The sequence below is a fragment of the Anaeromyxobacter sp. SG66 genome (assembly GCF_022690805.1).
GTDB classification, from domain to species: domain Bacteria; phylum Myxococcota; class Myxococcia; order Myxococcales; family Anaeromyxobacteraceae; genus Anaeromyxobacter; species Anaeromyxobacter soli.
This window is the reverse complement of the sequence record NZ_JALCZC010000128.1, coordinates 1-11,128: the sequence shown is the minus strand read 5'-3', so window position 1 is coordinate 11,128 and position 11,128 is coordinate 1. Positions and strand designations below refer to the sequence as shown.

10 protein-coding genes are annotated in these 11,128 nt (G+C 73.9%); 7 read left to right on the top strand and 3 right to left on the bottom strand.

Annotation, left to right across the window (positions count from 1 at the left end; all coding sequences use genetic code 11):
• Positions 1–92 precede the first annotated feature (92 nt).
• On the bottom strand, positions 93–884 hold the full coding sequence (locus tag MNZ39_RS21320) for an inositol monophosphatase family protein (RefSeq protein ID WP_242341115.1): 792 nt from the start codon (positions 882–884) through the stop codon (positions 93–95).
• A gap of 221 nt (positions 885–1,105) precedes the next feature.
• Here MNZ39_RS21320 and MNZ39_RS21315 point away from each other — a divergent pair, with 221 nt between their 5' ends.
• From MNZ39_RS21315 to MNZ39_RS21295, 5 genes are all read left to right on the top strand, one after another.
• Positions 1,106–1,897 carry a hypothetical protein gene (locus tag MNZ39_RS21315; protein WP_242341114.1) on the top strand — a complete coding sequence of 264 codons (792 nt, stop codon included), beginning with the start codon at positions 1,106–1,108 and terminating at the stop codon, positions 1,895–1,897.
• Positions 1,898–1,914: 17 nt separating this feature from the next.
• Positions 1,915–2,559 carry a hypothetical protein gene (locus tag MNZ39_RS21310; RefSeq protein ID WP_242341113.1) on the top strand — a complete coding sequence of 215 codons (645 nt, stop codon included), beginning with the start codon at positions 1,915–1,917 and terminating at the stop codon, positions 2,557–2,559.
• A gap of 13 nt (positions 2,560–2,572) precedes the next feature.
• Complete coding sequence (locus tag MNZ39_RS21305) at positions 2,573–4,702, top strand: Ig-like domain-containing protein (RefSeq protein WP_242341112.1); 2,130 nt, start codon at positions 2,573–2,575, stop codon at positions 4,700–4,702.
• 84 nt (positions 4,703–4,786) lie between these two features.
• A complete protein-coding gene (locus MNZ39_RS21300) occupies positions 4,787–5,089 on the top strand; it encodes a hypothetical protein (RefSeq protein ID WP_242341111.1) in 303 nt (100 codons plus the stop codon).
• 3 nt (positions 5,090–5,092) lie between these two features.
• Positions 5,093–6,865 carry a histone deacetylase gene (locus MNZ39_RS21295; protein WP_242341110.1) on the top strand — a complete coding sequence of 591 codons (1,773 nt, stop codon included), beginning with the start codon at positions 5,093–5,095 and terminating at the stop codon, positions 6,863–6,865.
• A 3-nt stretch (positions 6,866–6,868) separates the two neighbouring features.
• Here the strand turns inward: MNZ39_RS21295 and MNZ39_RS21290 are convergent, their stop codons facing one another.
• Positions 6,869–7,372, bottom strand: a complete 504-nt coding sequence (locus MNZ39_RS21290; protein WP_242341109.1) for a TlpA disulfide reductase family protein — start codon at positions 7,370–7,372, stop codon at positions 6,869–6,871.
• Between the two features lie 235 nt (positions 7,373–7,607).
• On the opposite strand from MNZ39_RS21290, the gene MNZ39_RS21285 reads away from it, so the two are divergent.
• Both MNZ39_RS21285 and MNZ39_RS21280 read left to right on the top strand, forming a co-directional pair.
• A complete protein-coding gene (locus tag MNZ39_RS21285; RefSeq protein ID WP_242341108.1) occupies positions 7,608–8,939 on the top strand; it encodes a hypothetical protein in 1,332 nt (443 codons plus the stop codon).
• A complete protein-coding gene (locus MNZ39_RS21280; protein ID WP_242341107.1) occupies positions 8,939–9,985 on the top strand; it encodes a cytochrome c3 family protein in 1,047 nt (348 codons plus the stop codon). The genes MNZ39_RS21285 and MNZ39_RS21280 overlap by 1 nt, the downstream gene beginning before the upstream one ends.
• Before the next feature lie 404 nt (positions 9,986–10,389).
• On the opposite strand, the gene MNZ39_RS21275 is transcribed toward MNZ39_RS21280, so the two are convergent.
• On the bottom strand, positions 10,390–11,128 hold a 739-nt coding region (locus tag MNZ39_RS21275), incomplete at its 5' end, for an HNH endonuclease (protein WP_242341106.1).

Sequence of the window (11,128 nt, the reverse complement as noted above, 5' to 3'; positions counted from 1 at the left end):
CGTGACGGCCGTCCGGGCCGCCGGCGCCTCGGGAGGCCCGCCCGGCACGCCGGCGCTGGAGGCGCCCGCGGCCGGCGCAGGCGCGCCGCCGCTCAGCGCGGCACCGAGCCGATGACCTCGAGCATGGGCGCGTGCAGCGACGGCGGCGCGGCGACGATGTCGCCCGTGTCGAGCATGCGCTCGCCGCCGGCCATGTCCGTGACGAGCGCGCCGGCCTCCCGCGCGAGGAGGATCCCGGCGGCGACGTCCCACGGCTTGAGCCGCTGCTCCCAGAACCCGTCGAACCGGCCCGCCGCCACGTAGGCGAGGTCGAGCGCGGCCGAGCCGAAGCGGCGCACCGCGCGCGCCCGGCGCAGGAACGCGCCGAAGAGCCGCAGCGGGTAGTCGTGGTGCTGGTGGATGTCGTAGGGGAACCCGGTCACGAGGAGCGAGCCGACGAGCTCGGCGCGGCCGGAGTGGCGCAGGCGGACGTCGCCGAGGAACGCCCCCTCGCCGCGCGCCGCGGTGAAGAGCTCGTCGCGCAGCGGATCGTAGGTCGCGCCCGCCGCGAGGCCGCGCGCGTCCGCGACCGCGACGTTCACCGCGAAGTGCGGCACCCCGTGCGCGTAGTTGGTGGTCCCGTCGAGCGGGTCCACGAAGAAGCGGAGCTCGCCTCCGTCGCCCCCCGAGACGCCCGACTCCTCCGCCAGGATGGCGGCGCCGGGGAGGCGGCTCCGGAGGAACCCGAGGACCGCGGCCTCGGCCGCCCGATCCGCGTCGGTGACGAGGTCGATCCCGCCCTTCAGCTCGATGGTGCGCTTCCCGCCCCACTTCTCGCGCAGCACCGCCCCGCCCCGTCGCGCCGCCTCGGCGCACGCGTCCCTCAGCTCCGCCAACTCCGCCACTTGCACCTCCGTCTTCCGAGCGCCGCGGACGAGTCCCGCGGTCGCTCGAGAGCATAGCCACCTCGGCCCCCGTCCGCAGCCGTCGTGGGCGCGCCACGCCGCGCCGCCCCTCCCACCTCCACTCATCCCAGGATCACGCGACGCGCGCGGCGTTCACGTTTCGTTCACAACTCTCGTGCGGTGAATTAACCTTCCGCGAACTTTCCCCCTGGGTGGATCTCATGATCGCACGCCGCCTCGCAGTCGTCCTCGCCGCCGCCCTGGCGGCCTCTCCCGCCGCGCGGGCGCAGACGTCGCCCTCGCGGCGCGCGCCGGCCACCGCCGCGAAGAAGCCCGCGGCGAAGGCCCTCGCGGCGCCGGCCGCGCCCGCGATCGCCGCGGAGCCCGCGCCCGCGCCCGCCCCTGTGGCCCAGGGGCCCGCTCCGGTCGCGGCGGAGACGGCGGGCGGGCTCTCCCAGGAGCCGCCGGCGGGCTGGTTCGCCGAGCCGGAGTGGCGGATCGCGACGCTCCTCGGCGCAGAGTTCGGGATCGGGGACGCGAGCTACAGCGCCCTGAAGCTCCGCGTCGACGCGGAGCGCACGGTGCGCGCGCTCTCGCCGCGCGCGGCGCTCGGCTGGGTGATCTCCGCGGGGGTGCTGCACGCGTCGGACTCCCAGGACGTCCCCGTGCCGATGATGGGCACCGTCGCGATGGAGTGGGGCGCGAACCTCTTCGAGGTGGTGCCCGCGGCGCGCGTGACCTACGCGCTCGGCCCGAAGCTCTGGATCCACGGAGACGCCGGCCTCGGCGTCGCCTACACCGCCGCGTCCGGCTCCGTCGACGTCCCGGGCATCGGCCACGTCGAGCCGGTCTCGGGCGGCGTCGCCGGCGTGGCGCGGCTCGCGGGCGGGCTCGCGTTCACGCCGACCCCGAACGTCCGCGTCGGCGCCCAGCTCGTCGGCTTCGACGTCCGGTTCGGCGACGGCGTCGGCTCCGCCTTCTCGTTCCTCGTGTCCGCGAGCCACCGCCTGTGAGCTCCGGAGGACCCGCCATGAAGATCCCCCTCCTCGCCCGCGCGCTCCTCGCGCTCGTCCTCGCCGGCGCGGCCGGCGCCGCCGCCGCCCAGTCCGGCGCGATCCCGCTCCCGCCGCCGCCGCCGGGCACCTCGCGCCTGCCGGCGTCGACTCCCGGCGGGCGCGACCCGCTGCGCGCCGCGGCGCTCTTCGGCTTCTCCCGCAGCCAGGACGGCGGCGACCTGTCCCCCATGCTGCGGCTCGAGGGCGTGCTCCCGCTCTCCCGCACGCCCGCGGGGCTCTCCGTCGGGCTCGTCGCCCCCCTGCGCGCGGTCTACGTCCGGCCGAAGGAGGCCGACGGCATCGAGACGAGCGGCGTGAGCTTCGAGGCCACGCCGGGCGTGCGGCTCGCGCTGCCGCTCCGCGGCGGAAAGGCCGCGGTCCGCGCGGACGCGGGCGTGGGCGTCGTCCACCACCGCGTGACGGTCCTCGTCGACCAGGTGTTCGTCGGCCGGATCCGCGAGACCCGGACGTCCACCACGGGGATCTTCCGCCTCGGCCTCGGCGGCAGCGTCGCCCTCTCGCCCAAGCTCGTCCTGGATCTCGAGCCCCTCTCCGTCGGCTACGACCTCGACGGCGGCGCCGACTGGTCGTTCGCGGCCGGCGTCTCGTTCCGGCTGTAGGAGCAAATCCACCATGCGCCTCCCCACGAGCACGAAGCTCGCCGTCGCCCTCGCCGCCCTCCTCGCCGCGGCGTGCCAGCAGGACACGATCACCTCCCCCGACGCCTCCTGCCGGCCGACCGGCACCGCCTGCGGCGAGAACGCCGACTGCTGCTCCTACGGCTGCGTGCAGGGCACCTGCATGCGCAACCCGCTCGAGGGCGGGATGTGCCGGAACAGCGACGACTGCGGCTACCCGCGCGTGTGCGTCGCGAGCCACTGCACGAGCGAGGTGCAGTGCCGCGTCGACGGCGACACCTGCGGCTTCTCGAACGAGTGCTGCAGCGGCCTGTGCCGGATGGACACGAACACCTGCGCGCCGGACCGCGCGCCCGTCGCCGACGCGGGCGCGGACGCGACCGTCCCGCGCCACGTGCCGTTCACGCTCTCCAACGCGAGCAGCGATCCGGACGGCACCGCGCTCGAGTACACCTGGTCGCTCCGGCCACCCCCGGGCTCGACCACCGCGGTGCTCTCCAGCACCACCGGCGCGACGCCCTCGTTCACGCCGGACGTGACCGGCCCCTACGAGCTCACGCTCACCGTGTCCGACGGCTTCCTCACGACCACGGACACGGTCGTCGTCACGGCGATCAACACGGCGCCGGCGGTGACCGTCACCGTGCCCGCCACCCAGTCGCGGAACGTCTCGTTCACGGCGCAGGGGACGGTCGCGGACGCCGACGGGGATCCGCTCGAGTGCAGCTGGACGGTGACGCCGCCGAGCGGCACCGCGCAGCCCGCCGGCACGCCGGGCTCCTGCCGCGGCGCGGTCTCGCTGCCCGTCACCTGCGGGCCGGCGCCCGCGGACGAGGGCGACTGGGTCGTCACGCTCGCCGCGACGGACGGCGTGAACACCACCACGGTCCCGAAGACGGTCACCTGCGTGAACGACGCCCCCGTCGCCGAGGCGGGGCCGGCGCGAGCGGTGAACCGCACCGCGACGCCCACGGTCTGGCCCTCGGTGGCGACGCAGGCCAGCGCCACCGACGTCAACGGGGACACGACCTTCACGTGGGCCTGGACCGTCGTCGACACGCCCACCGGCAGCGCCGTGACCGCCGGCTCGCTCACGGGCGCCGACACGGCGAGCGCGAGCTTCACCCCCGACCTGCTCGGCGACTACGTGTTGCAGGTGACGGTGTGCGATCGCCCGGGGGCCTGCACGAGCGATACGGTCACGGTGACCGCGTACCCGCACATCCAGGACCTCGGCCACGAGGTGCGCGACGCCGAGTACGCCGCCGGCAAGATCGTCCTCGTCGGCGCCGATCCGGCGGTCGCCGGCGGCGGCAGGCTGTGGGTGCTCGACGCCAGCACGGGCGCCGAGACCGCGAGCGTCGCGCTCCAGACCGCGCCGAACGTCGTCGGCGTGCTCGCCAGCGGCGCGACGGCGGTCGTCGGCGACGACGTCTGGCTGCGGGTCGTCTCGCTCGGCGCCACGCCGGCCGTCACGAGCTCGATCTCCGCCAATTTCCAGGTGAACGATCTCGCCGCCGTCTCGTCGAGGCACGTGTTCGTCTTCCCGAAGGCCTCCGGCCAGTGGATCGGGGACCTCGACACGAGCAACGGCGCGCTCACCACGCGCGGCCTGTACGGCACCGCCGGGGCGGCGGATCCGACGGACCCGAACCGCTTCTACGTCTCGGACGGCAGCTCGGTGGAGCAGTGGGTGCTCCAGAACAGCGGCGACCTCCTCCAGCTCGGCACGGCGTCGGGGTGCACCTCGGCCCGGCTGTGGGTGGAGCAGAACGGGAACCACCTGTTCTCGACCTGCAACCTCATCTACTCGACGGCGGACTACCTCTCGGCGTCTATGGGATCGTTCCCCGGCGTGACCTCGGTGCGGTTCGCGCACGCGGACACCCTCGGCAACGTGGCGCTCCTCGACGCGACGGCCACGGCCGTCCACCGCTACGACGCCTCCTTCGTGGCGCTCCCCGGCGCCGCCACCGAGCCCATCCCCGTCTGGGCGGAGGCCAGCGCTCCGTACGCCGCCGAGGGCCTGTTCGTGTTCCTCGCGCCCGACGGCAGCAGGAACGCCATCGTGCGCGCGACGATCGGCGGCGCGACGCGCTACGGCCTCGTGAAGTTCCCTCAGTAGCTCCGCGAGCCGCGGGCCCCCGCACCGCGGGGGGCCCGCGCCACGTTCCGGACCGCGGGCCCGCGCTGCGCTACACTCGGGGGCATGCTCAAGCTCCTCGCGATCCTGCGCACGATCTTCCTCATCTTCATCATCGGGTACACCGTCCGTGCGACGCCGTTCCTCGGGGACTACGCGCGCACGTTCGACGAGCAGTACGCCCGCTGCGCCACCGGGCTCGGGCTCCTCGTGCGGGCGGCCTGGATCGCCATCGCCTGGATCGCCTTCGAGACGGTCATCGGCTGGTGGCTCGCGGCCCGCACCGCCCGCGCCTCGCGCGCGAAGCTCGGCGCGGACGTGCCGAAGGGAGGCGGCGAGCCGCCGTTCGCGCCGCCGGGCCACCGGTAGCCCTTGCTGCGGGCCCGCACCCTCCTCTACCGGCTCCGCTCCTGGCTTCACCGCCGGGAGGTGAGCGTCTGGTACGACCCGCGCTACCGCCTGCCGCTGTCCGGGCTCGAGGTCGGCGCGGGGATGGAGCCGCGCCGCGCCGACTTCGTCATGTGGTGGCTGCGCGAGTGCGGCGCCGTGCCCGCGAGCGCGGTGCACGCGCCCCGCCGCATCGCCTACGACGACCTCGCCCGCGTCCACACGCCCGAGCTGCTCGAGTCGCTCGGGCGGCCCGCGACCATGGCCCACATCTTCGCGGTGGACCCGTCCGACGTGCCGGTGGACGAGGTCATGACCACCATCCGCCTCGCCTGCGGCGCCACCCTGGCCGCGGCGCGGGAGACGCTCCGGACGAAGCACCCCGCCCTGAACCTGCTCGGCGGATTCCATCACGCCGCCCCCGGCGCGGCGGGCGGCTTCTGCCCCGTGAACGACGTGGCCGTCGCGGTGGCGGCGCTGCGCGAGGACGGCTTCTCGGCGCGCGTCGCGGTGCTCGATCTCGACGCCCACCCGCCCGACGGGATCGCCGCCTGCCTGGCCCGGGACCGCGACCGCTGGATCGGCTCCATCTCCGGATCCGACTGGGGCCCGCTCGAGGACGTGGACGAGACGGTCCTGCCGGAGGGAGCCGGCGACGCGGCGTACCTCGAGGCGCTCACCGCCCTCCTCGAGCGGATGCCGCGCCCGCAGCTCGCGTTCGTGCTCGCGGGGGGCGACGTGCTGCAGGGGGATCGCTTCGGGAAGCTCGGGCTCACGCTCGAGGGGGTCCGCGAGCGCGATCTCCTCGTGGCGACGGAGCTCGACGGGGTCCCGACGGTGTGGCTGCCCGCCGGCGGCTACTCCAGCCTCGCCTGGCGCGTGCTCGCCGGGACGGGCATGGCGCTCGCGGCGGGCTCCTCCGAGCCCATCCCCGCCGACTACGACCCCCTCGGCGCGCGCTTCACCGTGCTGTCCCGCGAGATGTCGCCGGGCGAGCTCACCGAACAGGGCGAGCTCACCGCCGACGACCTCGAGGAGGCGCTCGGGATCCGGCCGCACCGGCAGCGGCTCCTGCTCGGCTTCTACACCGCCTCCGGGATGGAGCACGCGCTCTTCCGCTACGGGATCCTCGCGCAGCTCGAGCGGCTCGGGTACCGGCAGTTCCGCGTCACGTTCGACTCCACCGGCCTCGGCGAGCGGGTCCGCCTGTACGGCGAGTCGGAGGCCCAGGAGCACGTGCTCGTGGAGCTCGTCCTCGAGCGCAGGCGGGTCCTCGGCGTGGAGGTCCTGTACATCCACTGGCTCTCGCTGCGGAACCCGCGCGCGCAGTTCAGCGAGCGCCGGCCGCGCCTCCCCGGCCAGGACGTTCCGGGTCTCGGGCTCGCGCGCGAGGCGGGCACGATGCTCGCGCGCATGGCGGTCCGGCTCGGCCTCGGCGGGGTCGTGTTCCGGCCGGCCTACTTCCACACCGCCTACGCCGCCCGCTACGCGTTCGCCTTCATCGACCCCGAGCGGCAGGGTCGCTTCGACGCGCTCATCCGCGACCTCGCCCACGTGCCGCTCCTCGAGGCGACGAACGCGGTCGCCGAGGGGCGGGTGCTCATGGACGGCGAGCCGTACACGTGGGAGGCGGACGAGATGGCGTACTGGCTGCGCGAGTCGCCCGCCGACGCGGGCGAGGTGGAGCGCGAGCGGGAGCGGGTGCGGTTCTCGCTCGTGCCGGCGCCCGTGCCGCCCGCTCCGGAAGCCCGCTCCTGACGGTCACTCCCCGAGGAGCTCGCGGACTTCCCCCTCCAGCTTTCGCCCCTCCGCCACGTCGTATCCCAGGTGGACGAAGCGGACGACCCCGGCGCGGTCCACGAGGAGGGTCGTCGGCAACCGGCTGATCGAGAACGGCGCCGAGAGGCGGCCCCCGCCGCGGTCCCACAGGATGGGGAACGACACCGGGGTCGCCGAGAGAAACGCCTCCACCATCGCGCGGTCCTCGTCGAAGGCGACGCCGTACACGGCGAGCCCCCGTGAGGCGTAGTCGCGGGCGAGCCGGTCGAGGAGGGGGAGCTGCTCGCGGCACGGCTCGCACCAGCTCGCCCAGAAGTCGATGATCAGCACCTTCCCGGCCGAGTCGCCCGGGACCCGCACCTCCCGCCCCGCCAGGTCCTCCGCGGTGAGCTCCGCGCGCTGTCCGATCAGGGGGGAGCGCTGGACGGTGCGCCCTCCGGCGCAGGCCGTGGCGAGGAGAGCGAGGAGGACGAGAGCGCGGCGCATCGTCACATCATAATCGGGGGCCGCGGGGGCGCCGGCTTCACGCTGCGTCCACCCGCGCCGACGCCCGCCCCGGCGATGGAAATCCCGTACCGCAACGGAGGTTTCCGGGGTGTAAATGATCTTCGACAAGATTGAGCGAAGCACCCTGTGTCATCGTCCGCGGAACTCCGCGGCCGTTGGCCGGCGCATCCGCCGAGCCTTGCCGCGACGCACCCACGCTCGAGGTGAGCTCCTGATGCGCAACATCACACCAGTCATCGCCCTCGGACTGGCGATCCTCGCCGGCCCCGCGGTGCGGGCAGACACGGTCGAGGTGACCTCGACCACGCTCCTCACCGTGGGTGAGCAGACGCGCGGCGGCGTGCCGGGTGAGAAGCCCGAGCTCGTCACCGTCGCCCCCGCGTACGAGATCCTCAACATCGCCGCGCGCGGCGTGACGAACCCGATCGCGAAGGACCTGCAGCTCGTCGTCTCGACCTGGGGCTCGTACGAGCTCGCGGATCGGCGCTGGGACAACGGGACGGGCTCCGACCTGACCGGCGACGTCATGACGGGCTACCTCTCGGGCCGCCTGCTCGGCGACGCGCTGACGCTCCGGCTCGGCCGGACGCACGTCATGACCGGCGTCGCGCGGATGATCCAGCTCGACGGCGGCGAGGCGATCGTGACGCTGCCCTTCGGCCTCCGCCTCTCCGGCTATGCCGGCGCGCCGGTGTCGCAGCGGTTCGGCACGCGCAGCGGCGTCCGCAGCTGGAACCCGGTCGCGGGCGATCTCGCCTACGGCGGGCGCGCGGCGGTCTTCGTCCCCATCCCGGGCTACGCGGGGCGCGGCCTCGACGTCGGCGCCTCGGCGAACTTCGTCGAGGACGGCGGCGACCCCGTCCGCCAGGAGGTCGGGGCGGACTTCCGCCTCCAGCCGCTGGCGAAGAACCTCACCCTCTCCGGCTTCGGCTCCTACAGCCTCTACGACGAGCGGTTCTCCGAGGGGAACGCGGCGGTGAGCTGGTCGGTGAAGCCGCGGCTGCACCTCACGGCCGACTGGCGCTTCACCGCGCCGGACCTCTTCCTGGCGCGGAACTCGATCCTGTCCGTCTTCTCGACCGAGCGCCGCAACGACATCGGCGGCGGCGTCCGCTACGAGCTCCAGCACGGGCTCGAGGTCGGGGCCGACTACCACCTCGCCATCGAGCCCGGCGAGGACGGCGACTACTACGGCCACCTGGTCCAGGGAAGCCTCGACTGGGAGCGCGGCGAGACCGCCGCCGGCGCCGAGGTGTTCTACCTGGACGCCCTCGAGAACGGGTACGTCGGCGGCCGGCTCTTCGGTCGCCAGGACTTCGGCAAGTTCTTCGCCGCGGCGGACGTGCTCGGTCACTTCTTCCGCGAGCAGGTGAACGGCGAGGACTACTCGATCTCCGGCACGCTCACGGCGGGCGTCGAGCTCGCCAAGGGCTTCAGCGCCGTCGTCGCGGGGCGCGCCGGCATGACCCCCTTCCTGGAGCAGACGTACGACGTCATGGCGAAGCTCGTTTACAACCAGACCTACCGCATCCGGGAGGTGCGCTAATGAACCGCACGCTCCCCGTCGTCCTCGCGGCCGCGCTCGTCGCCGCGGGCTGCAGCGCCAAGGCGAAGAAGGTCGAGAAGGACGAGAAGGCCCAGCGGCCCGAGACCGAGTTCGTGCACTCGATCCACGTGGATCAGGGCATCGAGTGCACGGACTGCCACGCCGGGATCGACAAGGCGACCTCGCTCACCCAGCGGCACCTCCCCGCCACCGACAAGTGCAAGGAGTGCCACGAGGACAAGACCGCGCCGAAGCCCGCCGCGATCGAGCCGCGCCTCAGCTTCTCGCACGCCAAGCACCTCGGCCAGGCCGCGGTGAAGGGGAAGTGCGACACCTGCCACAAGAAGCTCCCGGAGGCCGGTGAGCCGTTCTGGTCGCCGCCGATGGACATCTGCACCTCCTGTCACAAGCACCAGACCGACTTCAACGAGGGCCGCTGCCGGCCCTGCCACGTGGACCTGAAGGGCTACTTCCCCGAGCGTGCGTACGCGCACAAGGGCGACTGGCTCCGGCTCCACGGCCCGCTCGCGCGCCCGAGCGCGGAGAGCTGCGCGCAGTGCCACGACCAGACCTACTGCTCGCAGTGCCACTCGCCCACCACGGCAGCCGCCCGCCCCTCGATCATCTTCCCCGAGGAGGTGAAGCGGGACTTCATCCACCGCGGTGACTACGTCTCGCGCCACATGATCGAGGCCGCCCAGGATCCGGCGAGCTGCTCGCGCTGCCACGGCAAGAAGTACTGCGAGTCCTGCCACGAGCAGCAGAACCTGACGAAGCTCTTCAGCGGCTCGCGGGTCCCCGCGACGCACGAGAAGGCCGGCTGGGCGAACGACCGCGCGAGCGGGAACTTCCACGGCGACGCCGCCCGGCGCGACATCTCGAGCTGCGCCGCCTGCCACGACCAGGGCGCCGACTCGGTCTGCGTGCTCTGCCACCAGGTCGGCGGCGCGGGCGGGAACCCGCACCCGCGGACGTTCCTCCGCAAGCACGACGACGACGACCGCCGGAACAACACGATGTGCGCGGCGTGCCACCACGGCACGTAGCGTGAGCTGATCCTCGGCCCGGGCCGCGCCAAGCGCGGCCCGGGCCTTTCCACGTCGGCGAACGATACCGGGCCTGCGGCGGGCGTCCTCGCTCCTTGCGCCTGCGGCGTACGGAAGCAGTCTCAGGATTCGTCACATTTTCGGCTGCTGACCGAGGGAGCGGCTTCGTCGGCCGAGCGGCGCACCGCGCGCTCCGGCTGGGCATCGACGGGTCAGCACGCGCGCGCCGGGAACGCTCCGGGCGGAGCACTGCGGGCGGCAGCGCGGTGAGCGTCACCGGCGGGGGCGCAGGGGTTCGGAAGCCCGGAAGTACGCGAGCGGCGAGTCGACGCTCTAGCCGCGCGGCCATTGCGAACCCAATCCCGGTTCGCCGGAGGTTCCGCCAGCTCCGTGGCGGCCGCAAATCACGGCGCCCACATGCCCAGCTGCATCCCGGGACGCAGGGGCACCGCGCCAGCGCGCGAGAGTGTCGATGGCCTATCGCCCGCGTCGCGGCGGAAGCGATCCATGTGCTCGCGCCCGAAGGTGCTCTCCGCGTGAAGCAGGTTGTGGGCTCGGCAGGCGAGCCGAAGATTCTCGATCGTGGACGGTCCCCCGAGGGCGGCGGGCTGGATGTGGTCGAGCTCGAGCTTCCAGCGGCTGTTGCAGCGGCAGCCGTCCGGGCCGACCCAGGCGCAGCGCCCGCCGTCGCGCTTCCACACCGCGCGGCGCACTATCGCCGGGATCGTGGTCCTCGCAGCCGGCGGCTTCTCGGTCTTCTTCGTCGCGGCGGCATTCGCCGTCCCGGCCTGCTTCGCTCCCTTCGTCTTCCGCTCCGGCGCGACCGCGCCCTTGCGCTTGCCGTGCTTCTGGATGGCGCAGCGGATCGCCTCGTGAAGCACCGCCGCGAGGTCGCCGTCCGGGACCTTGTGCGACAGGAGCGACCGGAGCGTCTCGAGGTCCTCCTTGCAGGCGCGGTCGAGCGTGACCCGGAGAGACCAGTGGCTCTCCGAGACGGCGAGCGTCTCGGCCCTTCGCTTCGGCTGCGCGACAGTGGGCGGGGGCGCCGGCAGCGGGCCGGCCGCAGGGCCCGGATCGGGGGTCGGCGTCGCGGTGCGACGCTCGGTCGCCGTCTCGCCCTGCCCTGCATCGGAAGCCGGGAGC

Coding starts and splice junctions, on each gene's coding strand:
- MNZ39_RS21315 (WP_242341114.1), top strand. CDS start 1,106: ATGATCGCACGCCGCCTCGCAGTCGTCCTCGCCGCCGCCCTGGCGGCC.
- MNZ39_RS21280 (WP_242341107.1), top strand. CDS start 8,939: ATGAACCGCACGCTCCCCGTCGTCCTCGCGGCCGCGCTCGTCGCCGCG.
- MNZ39_RS21290 (WP_242341109.1), bottom strand. CDS start 7,372: ATGCGCCGCGCTCTCGTCCTCCTCGCTCTCCTCGCCACGGCCTGCGCC.
- MNZ39_RS21310 (WP_242341113.1), top strand. CDS start 1,915: ATGAAGATCCCCCTCCTCGCCCGCGCGCTCCTCGCGCTCGTCCTCGCC.
- MNZ39_RS21305 (WP_242341112.1), top strand. CDS start 2,573: ATGCGCCTCCCCACGAGCACGAAGCTCGCCGTCGCCCTCGCCGCCCTC.
- MNZ39_RS21285 (WP_242341108.1), top strand. CDS start 7,608: ATGCGCAACATCACACCAGTCATCGCCCTCGGACTGGCGATCCTCGCC.
- MNZ39_RS21300 (WP_242341111.1), top strand. CDS start 4,787: ATGCTCAAGCTCCTCGCGATCCTGCGCACGATCTTCCTCATCTTCATC.